This is a genomic window from Streptomyces sp. SUK 48 (assembly GCF_009650765.1).
Classification (GTDB): Bacteria; Actinomycetota; Actinomycetes; order Streptomycetales; family Streptomycetaceae; genus Streptomyces.
In genome coordinates this window covers 683,174-698,543 of the sequence record NZ_CP045740.1, presented here as the reverse complement: position 1 = coordinate 698,543, position 15,370 = coordinate 683,174, and the positions used below count along the sequence as shown (strand labels likewise).

At 72.6% G+C, this 15,370-nt stretch carries 14 protein-coding genes and 1 pseudogene; 11 read left to right on the top strand and 4 right to left on the bottom strand.

The features are described 5' to 3' along the window. Positions 1 to 39: 39 nt before the first annotated feature. Positions 40 to 888 (top strand): polysaccharide deacetylase family protein, encoded by an 849-nt coding sequence (locus GHR20_RS03105; protein ID WP_153812108.1) that lies wholly within the window; start codon positions 40 to 42, stop codon positions 886 to 888. A gap of 33 nt (positions 889 to 921) precedes the next feature. Here GHR20_RS03105 and GHR20_RS03100 read toward each other — a convergent pair whose 3' ends face one another. After that, a complete protein-coding gene (locus GHR20_RS03100) occupies positions 922 to 1,599 on the bottom strand; it encodes a class F sortase (RefSeq protein WP_153815804.1) in 678 nt (225 codons plus the stop codon). A gap of 348 nt (positions 1,600 to 1,947) precedes the next feature. Between GHR20_RS03100 and GHR20_RS03095 the strand changes: the two genes are divergently transcribed. Continuing rightward, a complete protein-coding gene (locus GHR20_RS03095) occupies positions 1,948 to 2,967 on the top strand; it encodes a hypothetical protein (RefSeq protein ID WP_153815803.1) in 1,020 nt (339 codons plus the stop codon). A 97-nt stretch (positions 2,968 to 3,064) separates the two neighbouring features. Here GHR20_RS03095 and GHR20_RS03090 read toward each other — a convergent pair whose 3' ends face one another. After that, positions 3,065 to 3,829, bottom strand: coding sequence for a DUF4239 domain-containing protein (locus GHR20_RS03090; RefSeq protein ID WP_181516478.1), 765 nt, complete (start codon positions 3,827 to 3,829; stop codon positions 3,065 to 3,067). A 32-nt stretch (positions 3,830 to 3,861) separates the two neighbouring features. Beyond that, positions 3,862 to 4,638 (bottom strand): hypothetical protein, encoded by a 777-nt coding sequence (locus GHR20_RS03085; RefSeq protein ID WP_153812107.1) that lies wholly within the window; start codon positions 4,636 to 4,638, stop codon positions 3,862 to 3,864. A 399-nt stretch (positions 4,639 to 5,037) separates the two neighbouring features. On the opposite strand from GHR20_RS03085, the gene GHR20_RS03080 reads away from it, so the two are divergent. Continuing rightward, a complete protein-coding gene (locus GHR20_RS03080; RefSeq protein WP_111584976.1) occupies positions 5,038 to 5,850 on the top strand; it encodes an SAM-dependent methyltransferase in 813 nt (270 codons plus the stop codon). After that, positions 5,847 to 7,988: an EAL domain-containing protein gene (locus GHR20_RS03075; protein ID WP_153812106.1), complete on the top strand. Its 2,142-nt coding sequence runs from the start codon at positions 5,847 to 5,849 to the stop codon at positions 7,986 to 7,988. Before GHR20_RS03080 ends, GHR20_RS03075 begins: the two co-directional genes overlap by 4 nt. 122 nt (positions 7,989 to 8,110) lie before the next feature. Here GHR20_RS03075 and GHR20_RS03070 read toward each other — a convergent pair. Beyond that, positions 8,111 to 8,991, bottom strand: a pseudogene (locus tag GHR20_RS03070) (LysR family transcriptional regulator). Positions 8,992 to 9,111: 120 nt separating this feature from the next. Here GHR20_RS03070 and GHR20_RS03065 point away from each other — a divergent pair. From GHR20_RS03065 to GHR20_RS03040, 7 genes are all read left to right on the top strand, one after another. Beyond that, entirely contained in the window at positions 9,112 to 9,783 is a 672-nt protein-coding gene (locus GHR20_RS03065) for a succinate dehydrogenase (protein ID WP_111584979.1), read from the top strand. A 1-nt stretch (position 9,784) separates the two neighbouring features. Beyond that, positions 9,785 to 11,734, top strand: coding sequence for a fumarate reductase/succinate dehydrogenase flavoprotein subunit (locus GHR20_RS03060; RefSeq protein WP_153812105.1), 1,950 nt, complete (start codon positions 9,785 to 9,787; stop codon positions 11,732 to 11,734). Continuing rightward, complete coding sequence (locus GHR20_RS03055) at positions 11,731 to 12,480, top strand: succinate dehydrogenase/fumarate reductase iron-sulfur subunit (RefSeq protein WP_153812104.1); 750 nt, start codon at positions 11,731 to 11,733, stop codon at positions 12,478 to 12,480. The genes GHR20_RS03060 and GHR20_RS03055 overlap by 4 nt, the downstream gene beginning before the upstream one ends. Positions 12,481 to 12,589: 109 nt before the next feature. Next, positions 12,590 to 13,063, top strand: coding sequence for a hypothetical protein (locus GHR20_RS38255; protein WP_343335987.1), 474 nt, complete (start codon positions 12,590 to 12,592; stop codon positions 13,061 to 13,063). Then, the gene (locus tag GHR20_RS38250; RefSeq protein ID WP_343335986.1) at positions 12,991 to 13,491 is read left to right on the top strand and encodes a hypothetical protein; all 501 of its coding nucleotides are present in this window, start codon (positions 12,991 to 12,993) and stop codon (positions 13,489 to 13,491) included. Before GHR20_RS38255 ends, GHR20_RS38250 begins: the two co-directional genes overlap by 73 nt. Positions 13,492 to 13,647: 156 nt before the next feature. Beyond that, positions 13,648 to 14,418: a GNAT family N-acyltransferase gene (locus tag GHR20_RS03045; protein ID WP_153812103.1), complete on the top strand. Its 771-nt coding sequence runs from the start codon at positions 13,648 to 13,650 to the stop codon at positions 14,416 to 14,418. Next, the gene (locus GHR20_RS03040; protein ID WP_148025474.1) at positions 14,418 to 15,296 is read left to right on the top strand and encodes a lysophospholipid acyltransferase family protein; all 879 of its coding nucleotides are present in this window, start codon (positions 14,418 to 14,420) and stop codon (positions 15,294 to 15,296) included. Before GHR20_RS03045 ends, GHR20_RS03040 begins: the two co-directional genes overlap by 1 nt. The last annotated feature ends 74 nt before the right edge of the window (positions 15,297 to 15,370 follow it).

The window sequence follows — 15,370 nt, the reverse complement described above, 5'->3', positions numbered from 1 at the left end:
TTGCGGTGCGGCGACCCTTCGCGGGGCGACTGATGGGTCATGCAGAAGGATCAGTTGTTCACACGCCGTCGTATGCTCCTCGCCGGTGCCGCCGCCCTCGGCGCGGCCGGCACCGCGGGTCTCATCGTGGCGGGCGCCGACGAGGAGGGCGCCCCGACCGCCGCCTCCGCGCCCGCGCCGGCCCCCGGCCCGCAGGCCCGCCAGGCGCCCCTGAAGTCCTCCGCCTTCCGGCTCCAGCCGCTCACCGGAGGCGCCCCGCCGCACTCCGTGCCGCGCAGGCTGAAGGTGCGCACGGAACCCATTTTCCGGATCTCCGAACACGGCCGGCAGATGATGCTGACCTTCGACGACGGCCCCAACCCCGATTACACCCCGCACATCCTGGACACCCTCGCCCGGCACGACGTACGCGCGATGTTCTTCCTGTGCGGCGAGTGCGTCGAGGCCAACCCGCACCTGGTGGCCCGGATGGCACAGGACGGCCATGTCGTCGGCAACCACACCTGGACACACCCCCTGCTGACCACCCTCGACCGCTCGGAGATCGAGTCCGAGATGGAACGCACCAGTCACATCATCGAGAAGACCTACGGCGAGCTCCCGCAATGGTTCCGCGCCCCCTACGGCGCCTGGAACAAGGCCACCTTCCAGCTCGGCGCCGAGATGGGCATGGAGCCGATGGCCTGGACGATCGACACCACCGACTGGGACACGCCCGGCACTGGCGTCATCATCGACCGGGTGGAGCGCGGCGCCGCGCCGGGCGTGGTGATCCTCTCGCACGACGCCGGGGGCGACCGTTCGCAGACCGTGGCGGCCATCCAGAAATGGCTGCCCCATCTGCTCGACAGCGGATACCGCCTCACGGTGCCGAACCGGCGCGTCTGACGCCGCGCCCAACCCCCGCCGGGCCGCGGTGGTTCAGGTGACCGCGGCCAGGCGGGCGAAGACGACGACATTGCCGTCGTAGCCGTTCTGCTTGGAGAAACCGCCGCCGCAGGTGATGACGCGCAGCTCCGGGGCGCCCTTCGAGCCGTACACCCGGTCGCCCGGGAAGCCGGCCTTGGAGAAGACCTCGACGCCGTAGATCTCGAACACCGCCGTCCTGCCGTCCTTGCGCGTGACCTCGACGCGGTCGCCCTTCTTCAGCGCTCCGAGCCCGTAGAACACGGCGGGGCCCTGCTGGTTGTCGACATGGCCGACGATGACCGAGGTGCCCTTCTCGCCGGGGGAGACCGCACCGGTGAACCAGCCCGCCAGATCCGGGTCTTCGGGCGGCGGCGCGCTCACCGCCCCGGTCTGGTCCAGACCCACGGGCGTGATGGGCGCGTCCACGTGGATCGCCGGGATGCGCACCCGGTCCGCCGCGGAGAACGCCAGCGGTACGGGCCCGGTGGGCAGCGGGCTCCGCGGGGGGTGGGTGTCCGGGGCCGCCGCCGAGGCGGGCTGCGGCGGGCCGACGTCGAACTCGCCCGAGCCGTTGCGAAGGAGTGCCAGACCGGAGAGCAGCAGCAGCGCCATCACACCCCACGGGGCGCGCCGCCGGCGCCGTGCGGCGTCGCCCTCGTCCTCCTCGGGGAGCCGGGCCGGCTGGTACAGCCGGGGCGCGGACACGCGCCGTCCCGTCTCGAAGCGTCGGTCGTCCCCTGCGTTGCGCATGGGAAAAAGCTAAGTCCCGCGCGGGCGAGCGGCGACGGGCCGAGTGGCGAACGGGTGGCCCGTCACCCTCGTGGTGCGCCATCCGAGTTGCCGTTCCCAGGAATTTTCTGACGGTCCGTGACCTGCGGCTATATCCGATTGTCAGGTTGTCGTGCGGTGTGTCGGATCACCAGGACGGACCATTCTCGACATGCGGGCGTGTTCCGCGCGCCCGAGGGTTTTGCTGGGAGGTGCTTTCTCGCCGATCGACCGGGGACGGGCCCCGGGGTGCCTTCCGCGGAGGATCACATGCGAAACCAACGCGCCCTGGCGGCCGCGTGCACCGCGGTGGCCGTGCTCGGACTCGCCGCCCCCGTGGCCGTCGCGGACGGCATGGGCAACGGGGGCGGCACCACGGGAGGCACGGGTACGGGCTCGGGGACCATCGTCGGCCCCGGTACCGGTGTCGGCAACTTCGGGAACGGGGCCATCGGAATCGGTGGCGGGGGCGGGAATCTCGGTAACGGTGGCGGAGGTGGCGGAGGCGGGATCGTCGGCGGCGGGGGCGGCGGAGGAGGAGGCAACTTCGGTGGTGGTGGCGGCGGTGGCGGGGGCGGAGGCGGCAACGGTGGCGGTGGCGGTGGGGGCCGTGGCGGCGGGGGCGGTAATTTCGAGAACGGGAACGGAGGCGGCAACTTCGGTAACGGGAACGGGAATTTCAACGGGAACGGCGGCTTCAGCGGGAACGGCCGTTTCGAGGGCCACTTCAACGGCACCATCAGCGGCAACGGCCGGATCAGCGGCAACGGCCGGGGCGACGACTTCGGCCGGGGCGACAATGGCGGCCGGGGCGACAATGGCGGCCGAGGCGACAATTTCGGGCCCGGCGACGGCGGCCCGGGCGGTGACTTCGGCAACGGGCCCGGCGACGGCGGACTGCGCAACATCGTCGTCTCACCGGGCGTGGTCGCGGCCGGGGGCCGGCTGATGGTCACCGTGCAGGGCTGCCGGCGCGGCGGCGAGATGGCCTCCCGGGCCTTCCGCACCGCGCCCCTGACGCCGTTCCGGGACGACACCGCGCGCGGTGTCGTCTACGTCAACCGCAACGCCCGCGCCGGCCGGTACGACATCTCCGTGCGCTGCGACGGCCGCACCATCACCCGGCCCCGGGCCTTCACGGTGATCGGCGGGGTCAACGGCGGCCTCGGCGGCAGCAGGACCAGCGGCGCGACGACCGCGGACATGGCCATCGGCGGCGGCCTGGTCGGCGTGGCCCTGATCGGCGGCGGGGCGTACTGGCTGCGCCGCAGGGGCGAGCGGCGGGTCTGAGGGAACCCGTAGGGGGTTCCCCGAGAACGCCCGGACCGGCGGCCCCTGTGCGCGGGCCGCCGGTCCGGGACTTCGGCCGTCGGGCCGTCCGGTCCGCTCAGCTCCCGATGCCCGGGAACAGATTGAGGAACGGTTCCGCGGTCACCGCGATGCCCCGGCTGTAGGGGGCGTCCAGGTCCCAGATCAGGAACAGCATGAAGGCGATGGTCGCGGAGAACAGCCCGGCCAGGATCAGCTCCCTGCGGGTGCGCCGGATCTGCAGCGCGAACACCATGCCGACGGTGATGACCGCCCCGGTGAGCAGCCCCCACCACACCACCGAGGGCATGGTGGCGCCCGTCGAGTCGCCCCGTGCGTTGCGGGCCTGGTCCGCGGCGGCCATCTGGTCCAGCAGCGGCTGGTACGCCTGCGCCTCGAAGTCGTTCCTCGGCTGGTAGTCGGTGACGTCCTGACGGACCTTCTGGAGCAGCGCGGTCCCGTGGTCGGTGATGCGCTCCTGGCGGGCCATCGTGGACCACTCGGTGTGCACGACATAGCTGACATAGGAGTTGACATCGGCCCGGATGAGGTCCCGGGTCGCCGGCGGGTACACCCGCACCCGCTCCGAGATCTCGTGCAGCGCCTGCGCCTCGGACTGCGCGTAACTCTGGGCGGAGTCACGCGCCTCCCACACGCCCGCGATGGCCAGACCCAGGACGATCGCGTACACGACGCCGATCCACATCGTCATGTACTCGATGACGTCCGGGGTCTCGTTGGGGTCCTCGTCCTCGGGTGCCCGCCGGTGCCGTACGAAGGTCACGAGGACCACCACGACACAGGCGCCCAGCATCCCGAGGACGAGAACAAGCCAATCCGACAACGGAAACCTCCAGTGAAGAGCGGCCCGACGGGTCAGCGCGGGCGCAGGGCCACGACGGCGACGATCGCGGGTACGGCGATGAGCAGGACGTAGGTGACGGGCGCGGTGTGGCCCGGGGCGGGCCGGCCGGCCGGATGCGGGTGGTACGCCGGGAAGCTCACCGGCGCCACCGAAGGCCGCGGCGTGGGCCGGGGCTTCGGCTTGGGCTTCGGGGCGGCCGGTACGGGCTTCGGAGCAGGTGGGGGAGTGGGGGTGGGCGTCGGCCGGGGCGCCCGGACGGGCGGCGCGGGCTTCGGCGTGGGCCGCGGCCTGGGCGTCGGCTTCGGCTCGGGCGGCGGGGCCGGGGTGGGAGTGGGAGTCGGGGTGGGCGCGGGGGGCGGCGTCGGGGTCGGGGTCGGGGTGGGCGGGCACGTCGGCGGGGGCGGCGGTGGCGGGCAGTGCCGGTGCGGCGGGCGGTGGTGGTGAGGCGGCCAGTGGTGGTGACGGCCGCCGGAGAGGGTCACCGAGGCGCCTCCCGAGAAGGCCGAGGCACCGCCCGCCGTGGCCGAAGGCCCCTCGGCCGAGGCCGCGTCGGAGCCGGCGAAGGCCCAGGCGCCGCCCGTGAGGGCCGAGGTGCCGCCCCCCGAGGCCGCGACCGGGACATCGCCCGCCGAGGCCACCGCCACCGTGCCGCCCGGCCCGGTGGAGACGTACGCGCAGGCGTCGGCCGACGCATGGCCGACCGGGCAGCCCGTCAGCGCGCAGGCCAGCGCCAGCAGGGCCAACACCCTTGGGGCGGGCGCGCGTCGGGTCAGGTGGAGTCCATGCACCCGGAGATCATGGGACGCGCGGAGCGGCCGTAACCCGGACTGCGGCGGTATTGGTCCGAAGGAGGGATAAAGCCGATCAGTGGTTTGACGATCGGATGAGTCCGACATGGCCTGAAAGGCACCTCAGTTCGACCCTCGGCGCTTCGCGGCGACGGCTCCGGACCGTCAACCGAGTGACGGTCCGAGGTGTCACCCGTACCGATGATCCGCGGTGGACCGCGGTCGACGCACTCGCTCGCCCCGGAAGGTCACCGAGCGGGGTCGGCCGGGCGCTTCCCGCAGGCAGTGACCGGGAACGGATGGTCAATTTCCGGTTCGGGTCGCTCCTTTGGCGGGCGATCAGTAGCCTCAGCTCGAACACCGGATCGCCTATGTCCACGTCCCCGCCTTGGAGAGATAATGGAGCGTCCCGCCTGGGCCCCACGCAGCATCGACATCTCGGTGCCGAGCGTCTCGCGCATGTACGACTACTACCTGGGCGGTTCACACAACTTCGAGGTCGACCGGGAGGCCGCCCGCAAGGCCATGGACTTCATGCCGGGGCTGCCCAAGACGATGCAGGCCAACCGGGCTTTCCTGCGCCGGGCCGTGCGCTTCGCCGGGCAGCAGGGCATCACCCAGTTCCTCGACATCGGCTCCGGCATCCCGACGTACGGCAACGTGCACGAGATAGCCCAGGGCGCCGTCCCCGGCGCCCATGTCGTCTACGTCGACCACGACCCGGTCGCCGTCGCGCACAGCCAGGCCGTGCTCGCGGACAACGACACCGCGGACGTGGCCGCGGCGGACCTGCGCAAGCCCCAGGAGATACTCACCAGCCCCGAACTCCTGCGGCTGATCGACCTGAACCAGCCAGTCGCCCTCCTCCTCGTTGCCATACTGCACTTCGTGGAAGACGCGGACGACCCCTACGGGGCGGTGGCCGAGCTGCGCGACGCGCTCGCGCCCGGCAGCATGCTGATCCTCACCCATGCCTCGTACGAGGGAATCCCCGTGTCCGCGGAGCGGGCCGAGGGCGCGGTGGACGTATACAAGGACATTCGCAACCCGCTGATCATGCGCTCGCGCGACGAGGTCGCGCGGTTTTTCGAGGGGTACGACATGGTGGAACCCGGACTGGTGCCGATGCCGCTCTGGCGCCCGGAATCCGCGCCGGAGGACGAGGATCCGTTCGCCTTCGCCGGATACGCCGGCGTGGGGCGTACGGCGTGAGCGCGGAACCGGACGGGCCGGAGGACAGACTGCGCCGGCTGACGACGATCTGGAGCCGGGCGCTGTACCCGGTGACCTCCACGTCGCTCACCCGCGCCGAGTTCGAGGCACAACTCCTGCCGCTCGGACGCCGGTTGAGCGAACTGCTGCGGGCCCGCAGCTTCGACGCGGACGCCGCGAAAGCGGTCGGCGTGGCCCTGGTCGAGGCGCACTGCACCGACCCTGAGGCGCTCTCGCGCACCCTGGACTGCGTGGACGCCTACCTGGTGCTCTACTGCGGCGGGGACGGCCCGCAGGACGAACTGCGCATGCGTTCCTCGCGGTTGCAGCACGCCATGGCCGCGGGCTACGCGCACGCGCTGCGCCGGCGCACCCTCGCCGAGCAAGAGGCCATCGCCCAGGCCGCGTTGCGGGCCCAGGGCGTGGTGGCGCAGGCCCTGCACGCGAGCGAGGCCCGGTTCCGCGCGGTCTTCGAGGGCGCCGCCATAGGGATCGGCATCGCCGACCTCGACGGCCACATCCTCCAGGTCAACGAGGCGCTGCTGCGCATGTTCGGGCTCACCCAGCAGTCGCTGCGCGGCCGCCGGGTGCAGGACTGGACCCACCCCGACGACGCCCCGCAGACCTGGCGCCTGTACGACGAACTGGTCCGCGGCGACCGCGAGCACTACCACCTGGAGAAGGCGTTCAACCGGCCCGACGGCACGGTGCTCTGGACGAACCTGACGGTCTCCCTGCTGCGCGACGCCGACGGCAGACCGCAGTACCAGCTGGCGCTCATGGAGGACACCACCGAGCGCCGGCTGCTCAACCTGCGGCTGCGCTACGAGGCGACGCACGACGCGCTCACCGGGCTGCCCAACCGCACCCTGTTCTTCGAGCGGCTGGAGAAGTTCCTCGCCGCCGGGAACGGCCAGCGCTTCGGGCTGTGCTACCTCGACCTGGACGGCTTCAAGACCATCAACGACAGCCTCGGGCACGCGGCGGGCGACCGGCTCCTGGTGGAGGTCGCCGACCGCCTCCAGTCCTGCGCGACCGCGCCCGGCGAGATGGTCGCGCGGCTCGGCGGCGACGAGTTCGTGGCGCTGACCACCGGACCCGGCACCGACCGCACCGTGGACGAGCTGGCCGAGCGGATCATGAACGCGCTGGTCACCCCGATCAGCATCGACGGCCGGGACCTGCTGGTGCGCGGCAGCCTCGGCATCGTGGAGGGCCCGGCGGGCGAGCGTACGGCCGCCGAGGTGCTGCGCAGCGCGGACATCACCATGTACCGGGCCAAGTCGGCGGGCGGCAACCGCTGCGAGCTGGCCGACCCGGAGGCGGACGCCCGCGCCATCACCCGGCACGGCCTCACCAACGCCCTGCCCACCGCCCTGGAACGCGGCGAGTTCTTCATCGAGTACCAGCCGCTGGTGCACCTCGGCGACGGCAGCGTGCGCGGCGCGGAGGCGCTGGTGCGCTGGCTGCACCCGCAGCACGGAGTGCTCGGCCCCGACCGCTTCATCCCGCTCGCCGAGCACACCGGGCTGATCGTCCCGCTCGGCCGCTGGGTCCTGGAGGAGTCGATCCGGCAGGCCCGCGCCTGGCGGGAGCGGCACGGCGGCCGGCACGCCGGGCCGCTGCGGATCAACGTCAACCTGTCCCCGTGCCAGCTCAGCCATCCCGGTCTGGTCCAGGACACGGTGGACATCCTGGAACGCGCGGGCGTCACCCCCGACGCCCTGTGCCTGGAGGTCACCGAGTCCGCGCTCATCGGCGCCGACGACGATCTGCTCAAACCGCTGCGCAGGCTCGCCGAGATGGGCGTGGACATCGCCCTGGACGACTTCGGCACCGGCTACTCGAACCTCGCCAACCTGCGCCGCCTCCCGGTGAGCGTCCTCAAACTGGACCGCTCCTTCACCCAGGGCATGCAGCAGTTCCCCGCCGACCCCGTCGACCTGAAGATCGTCGAGGGCATCGTCACCCTGGCCCACAGCCTCGACCTGGCCGTCACCGTCGAGGGCGTGGAAACCGGCGCCCAGGCCGAACAGCTCCGCGTCCTGGGCTGCGACACGGCCCAGGGCTGGTACTACGCCCGTCCGGGGCCGCCGGAGCGGCTCCACGACCTGGCGTTGGCGGACGCGCAGGGGTGATCGCGGCGGTGTGGGGGGCGTGGCCCCCCACCAGGGGCGCGGGGAACCGCGCGCCGGGCCACACCGCAACCGCACCCGGCGACGGCGCTCCAGGGGCAGGTGCCACCCCGCACCGAACGCCCTCACCGCTCCAGCAGCATCCGCTGAAGCTCCCGCGCGGCCCTCGGCGGAGCCACATCGCTGCGATGCGCCAGCGCGATCACCCGGTGCAACCCGGGCCGGGCGAGCGGAGTCACCCGCAACCTCAGCCCCGCCCTGGTCGCGACCATCCGGGGTACGACCGCCACCCCCAGCCCCGCCCGCACGAACCCCAGCACCGCGTCCATCTCGCCCCCTCGACCGCGAACTCCGGCTCGAACCCGGCGGAGCGGCACGCGGCGACGGTCAGCTCCCGCAGGTCGTAGCCGTGCCGGAACATCACCAGGCGCTCACGCTCCAGATCGGCGAGGTGCACGATCCGCCCGTCCCCGGGCGCCGGCGCCTCCGGGGAGGAGACGACGACCAGGTCCTCGCGCAGCACCTCCCGCGTGGTCAGCGCGGGCGACGGCGTCGGCAGCGGCAGCACGATCAGCGCGAGGTCCAGCGCGCCCCGGGCCAGCTCCCGCACCAGGTCGTGCGAGCCGCCCTCCTCGATCATGAGCCGGATGCCCGGATAGCGGTCGTGGAAGGCGCGCAGCACATCCGGCAGCAGGCCCGTGCACAGGCTCGGCGTCGCACCGAGCCGCACCCGGCCGCGCCGTAGCTGCACCAGCTCCTGCACCTCCTGCCGGGCGGTGTCCGCGTCGGCGAGAATCCGCCGGGCCAGCGGCAGCAGCGCCTCCCCCGCGTCGGTGAGCGTGATGTTGCCCCGCGCGCGCAGGAACAGATCCGCGCCCAGCTCCCGCTCCAGCGCCTTGATCTGCTGCGACAGCGACGGCTGGGCCACATGCACCTGCTCGGCGGCATGGGTGAAGTGCCGGGTCTCGGCGACGGCCACGAAATACTGGAGCTGCTGGAGCTGCATACAGCAACGATAGCCCCAGGCTATGGAAACGAGCCGCACCATGTCTTGGACCGATCGGGACGTTCGGCCCTAGCGTGCTGTTCCATGGCTCTGGCAACGCGGACGGACCGACGGCCGTCCATGGCGCGCACGATGTGGGACTCCTCCGTCGGCAAGAAGACGGTGATGGCCGTCAGCGGTCTGATCATGCTGCTCTACCTGGTGGTGCACATGATCGGAAACCTGAAGATCTACTTCGGGGCGGGCGAGTTCAACCACTACGCCCACTGGCTGCGCACCGTCGGCGAACCCTTCATGCACTACGAGTGGACCCTCTGGCTCGTCCGGATCGTGCTCGTCGTCGCCGTGGTCGCCCACGCCACGTCCGCGTACCAGCTCAGCCGCCGCGACATCAGGGCGCGGCCCAGCAAGTACGTCCACACGAGGCCCCGGGCGAGCTACGCCACGCGCACCATGCGCTGGGGCGGGATCATCCTCGGCCTGTTCATCGTCTGGCACATCCTGGACCTGACCACCGGCACCGTGCACTCCGGCGGCTTCCAGCCCGGCCACCCGTACCAGAACGTCGTGGACACCTTCTCCACCTGGTACGGCGACGTGATCTACATCGTCGCGATGCTCGCGCTCGGCCTGCACGTCCGGCACGGCTTCTGGAGCGCCGCGCAGACCCTCGGCGTCGGCAGCCGCGCCCGCGACCGCGCCCTGAAGACCGTGGCCAACGTCCTCGCGCTGCTGCTCACGGCCGGCTTCATCGCCGTACCCGTGGGCGTCATGACCGGAGTGGTGAGCTGACATGACCGACTACCTGAACTACCCGACCGGCGAACCCGTCGCCGACACCAAGGCCCCCGCAGGGCCGGTCCACGAGCGCTGGGACACCCGCCGCTTCGAGGCCAAGCTGGTCAACCCGGCCAACCGGCGGGGGCACACGGTCATCGTGGTCGGCACCGGCCTCGCCGGCGGCTCCGCGGGCGCCACCCTGGCCGAACAGGGCTACCACGTCGTCCAGTTCTGCTACCAGGACTCCCCGCGCCGCGCCCACTCCATCGCCGCGCAGGGCGGCATCAACGCGGCGAAGAACTACCGCAACGACGGCGACTCCGTCCACCGGCTGTTCTACGACACCGTCAAGGGCGGCGACTTCCGCGCCCGCGAGTCCAACGTCGCCCGCCTGGCCCAGATCTCCGTGGAGATCATCGACCAGTGCGTGGCGCAGGGCGTCCCCTTCGCCCGTGAGTACGGCGGCCTGCTCGACACCCGCTCCTTCGGCGGCGTCCAGGTCTCCCGCACCTTCTACGCCCGCGGCCAGACGGGCCAGCAGCTCCTCCTCGGCGCCTACCAGGCGCTGTCGCGGCAGATCGCCGCCGGGAACGTGGAGATGCATCCGCGCACCGAGATGCTGGACCTGATCGTGGTGGACGGGCGGGCGCGCGGCATCGTGGCCCGGGACCTCATCACGGGCCGTGTCGACACGTACTTCGCGGACGCGGTGGTCCTCGCCTCCGGCGGCTACGGCAACGTGTTCTACCTGTCGACCAACGCCATGAACTCCAACGCGACCGCGATCTGGCGGGCGCACCGGCGCGGCGCCTACTTCGCCAACCCCTGCTTCACCCAGATCCACCCGACGTGCATCCCGCGCACCGGCGACCACCAGTCCAAGCTCACCCTGATGAGCGAGTCGCTGCGCAACGACGGCCGGATCTGGGTGCCCAGGGCCAAGGGCGACGACCGCCCGCCGAACCGCATCCCCGAGGAGGAGCGCGACTACTACCTGGAGCGCATCTACCCCTCCTTCGGCAACCTGGTCCCGCGCGACATCGCCTCCCGCGCCGCGAAGAACGTCTGCGACGAGGGCAGGGGGGTCGGCCCCGGCGGCCAAGGCGTCTACCTGGACTTCGCCGACGCGATCCGGCGCATGGGCCGGGGGGCCGTGGAGGCCAAGTACGGCAACCTCTTCGACATGTACCAGCGGATCACCGACGAGGATCCGTACGAGGTGCCGATGCGGATCTACCCGGCCGTGCACTACACGATGGGCGGACTGTGGGTCGACTACGACCTCCAGACCACCGTCCCCGGCCTGTTCGCCATCGGCGAGGCCAACTTCTCCGACCACGGCGCGAACCGGCTCGGCGCCTCCGCCCTGATGCAGGGCCTGGCCGACGGCTACTTCGTGCTCCCGGCCACCATCAACGACTACCTGGCCCGCAACCCCCACCAGGACCCGGTCACCCCCGAACACCCCGCCGTGCAGGAGGTGCTGGCGGAGACCGAGGACCGGCTGAACCTGCTGCTCGCCGTCGACGGCGACCGCGCCCCGGACTCCTTCCACCGCGAACTCGGCGACATCATGTGGGAGTTCTGCGGTATGGCGCGCACCGACGAGGGTCTGCGCAAGGCGCTGGAGCGCATCCCGCAGATCCGCGAGGAGTTCTGGCGGCGGATCAAGGTCCCCGGCACCGGTGAGGAGTTCAACCAGTCGCTGGAGAAGGCCAACCGTATCGTCGACTACCTCGAACTCGCCGAACTCATGTGCCTCGACGCGCTGCACCGCGTCGAGTCCTGCGGCGGCCACTTCCGCGAGGAGTCCCAGACCCCGGACGGCGAAGCCGCCCGCCGGGACGAGGAGTTCGCCTACGCGGCCGCCTGGGAGTTCGCCGGTACGGGCTCCGCTCCCGTCCTGCACAAGGAAGACCTGGTCTTCGAGTACGTCCACCCCACTCAGCGGAGCTACGCATGAAGCTCACCCTGCGCGTCTGGCGGCAGAAGAACGCCGACGCCGACGGCACGATGTCCACCTACGAGGTGGACGGCATCTCGTCCGACATGTCCTTCCTGGAGATGCTGGACCTCCTCAACGAGCGGCTCATCCTGTCCGGCGAGGACCCGGTCGCCTTCGACCACGACTGCCGCGAGGGCATCTGCGGCGCCTGCTCCCTGGTGATCAACGGCGACGCGCACGGACCCGAGCGGACCACCACCTGCCAGCTGCACATGCGGTCCTTCGAGGACGGCGACACGATCGACATCGAGCCCTGGCGGGCCGCCGCGTTCCCGGTGATCAAGGACCTCGTGGTCGACCGGTCCGCGTTCGACCGGATCATCCAGGCCGGCGGCTACGTCACCGCGCCCACCGGCTCCGCGCCCGAGGCGCACGCCACGCCGGTGCCGAAGGCCGACGCCGACTTCGCGTTCGAGCACGCCGAGTGCATCGGCTGCGGAGCCTGCGTGGCGGCCTGCCCCAACGGCGCGGCGATGCTGTTCACCTCGGCCAAGATCAACCATCTGAACGTGCTGCCGCAGGGCGCGCCCGAGCGGGAGACCCGGGTGCTGGACATGGTGGCGCAGATGGACGACGAGGGCTTTGGCGGCTGCACCCTGACGGGGGAGTGCGCCACCGCCTGCCCCAAGGGCATCCCGCTGATGTCCATCACCGGCATGAACCGGGAATGGCTGCGGGCCACCCGGAAGGCGGGCAAGCGGTAACGCCGCTCGCACACACAGACGTTCGCCGACAGGGGCGGGCGGGCGGGGCCGGGAGAGTGGTGCTCACCCGGCCCCGTCTCGTGGTGTCCCGCACCTGTACCCCCCGCTCATGATCTTCGGACACAAGGGGAGGGAGCGGTTCCTCGACGCCGTCACCGGGTTCGAGACCGCTGTGCGGGAGCGGGACACCGGTCGCGCCGAGCACGAGTTCCAGGAGCCGTACCAGCACTTTCAGGAGGCGGGAGCGCAGGAGACCGCGCAGGCCGCCCGGCGCCTCGCCGCGCTGCCGGCCGCGAGCGCTGGGCGGCGACCGGCGGGGGCGCGAGCTGCCGGACCCGGAGGGGAGCAGGACCCGGGGCCGTTCGACCGGGTCGGTCCCGAGGCCGCCCTGGCCCGGCTGACCCTGCCCCAGTGGGAGATGGCCTGCGTGGCCGTGCTCCACCACGCCGCCGTGCGCACCGCGCTCCCGCACCGCACTGCTCACGGCGCTGCGCGCGGTGCGGGAGCGCGGTGCGGGAGGCGTCCGAAGACGCGTTCAAGTGCCTCCACCACGCCCTGCTCGTCCTCGACGACGAACCGCTGATCGCCCTCGACCGCGCCACCGGCACCGGCTTCGCGCTGCGGATGAGCGGCCTCGGCGACAACTTCCCGCTGCACACCCTGCTCGCCGACGTGCTGATCGGCGGCGGCCACCTCCCCGGCCGGGCCCCCGCCGTCGAGGAGGCCGCCGTCTGCCGCGACCAGCCGGGCCAGGTGCACACCACCGGCTCCTTCAACCTGGTCGCCCCCACCGGCGCGTGGCTGTGGAACGAGGGCGCCCCCGCCGACATCCCCGTCGTGGACGGCGCCCGGCTCCTCGTGCCTGAGCCGCCGCCGTACCAGCGGAGCCGGCCCGCGGGCCGCTTCTTCCCGCACATGACCGGCGACCTCGTCCTCGAACGCCTCCTCGCCCCCGAAGAGGCCGGGCGGCTGCTCGCCGGGTGCGTGACCAAGGAGCCGCCGGGCGCGTGACGGCCCGGCGCCCCGGCCGTTCAGCATCCCCACATCCGCTCTCCCGGCACCCGTTACGCGCCGGCCAACCGGCGTCGGAAGAACAGGAGCGGCGGGCCGTGGACCACCGGTCCGCCGCCGCTGCCGCCGAACCGGCCCCGTGACCAGGAGAGAGCCATGACCGGCGTTCCCACCCTCGACCGTCCCCCGGGGCCCTTGGCACCCGCCCGCTACACCGTCACGCTCGCCCGCGACGAGGACGACGTGCGGGCCGCGCAGCGGCTGCGGTACGACGTCTTCGCCAAGGAGATGGGCGCCGTACTCGCCACCCCGCGGCCGGGCCACGACATCGACGCCTTCGACGCCCACTGCGACCATCTGCTGGTCCGCGACACCGCGACCGGGCAGGTCGTCGGCACCTACCGGCTGCTGCCGCCCGAGCGGGCCGCGGCCGCCGGACGGCTGTACTCCGAGGGCGAGTTCACGATCGGCGCGCTCGACCCGATCCGGTCCGGCCTGGTGGAGGTCGGCCGCTCCTGTGTGCACCCCGAGCACCGCGACGGCGCGGTCATCGGTCTGATCTGGGCCGGCATAGCCCGCTACATGACCGGCCGGGGCCACGAGTGGCTGGCCGGCTGCTGCTCGATACCGCTCGCCGACGGCGGCGCCCTCGCCACCGCCACCTGGGACCGGGTGCGCGACAAGCACCTGGCGCCCGAGGAGTTCCGGGTACGACCGCGCACGCCCTGGACCCCGAACGCCGAGGCCCCCGCCGGACGCACCGAACTGCCCGCCCTGCTGCGCGGCTATCTGCGGCTGGGCGCCTGGGTGTGCGGGGAGCCCGCGCACGACCCGGACTTCGGGGTCGCCGACCTGTACGTGCTGCTGTCGATGCGCCGGGTCAACCCGCGCTATCTGCGGCACTTCCTCTCCCTCGTGCCGGCCTGATGAGCGGCTGGCTGCCCACCGCGCCCTGCACCCCGGACGCCTGTGTGGAACCGGCGCCCGCCGCCGTCCCCGTGCCCCGGGCCGTGCTGCGGCTGACCGCCGTCGCCGTCCTGGTGCTGGCCGGCATCGCCCTGTCCCCGCTCGGCCGGCGGATTCCCGCCGAGTGGATCGGGCGCTGGTGCCGGGCCGTCGTACGGGCCATCGGGGTACGGGCGCGCATCACCGGCGCGGTCGCGCCCGGCGGCGGGCTGCTGCTGGTCGCCAACCATGTGTCCTGGCTGGACATCCCGCTGCTGACCGCCGTACGGCCAGCCAGGATGCTCGGCAAGACGGAGATACGGCGCTGGCCGGTGGCGGGTGCGCTGGCGGCGCGGGGCGGGACGCTCTTCATCGAGCGGGACCGGCTGCGCGCGCTGCCCGGCACGGTCGCGGTGATCTCCGACGTCCTGCGCACCGGGTCCGCGGTGGCCGCGTTCCCGGAGGGCAGCACCTGGTGCGGGCGCGCCCACGGCCGCTTCCACCGGGCCGTCTTCCAGGCGGCGCTGGACGCGGGCGTGCCCGTGCAGCCGGTCTGCCTGCGGTACCGGCTCCAGGACGGCGGTACGGGCACCGCCGCGGCCTTCGTCGGCGAGGACACCCTGCTCGCCTCCCTGTGGCGGGTGGCCCGCACCCGGGGCCTGGTCGCCGAGGCCGAGGTGCGCCCGCTGATCCCCGCGGACACCCATCCCGACCGCCGCGCCCTCGCCACCGCGGCCCAGCCGATCACCCCCGCCCCGAGCTGGACCCACGCGGCCCTGGTCCACGACCACCGCGCGTCCCCCCGCCCCCTCGGACAGCCCGCACCGGCCGACCGCGAGGGAATGACCCGGGCGCGCTGATCCGGAGGTGACTTTCCGGAGGGGATGACCCGCAGGGGATCGTCCGGGCGGGATGTCCCGCAGGGCCGGGCCAG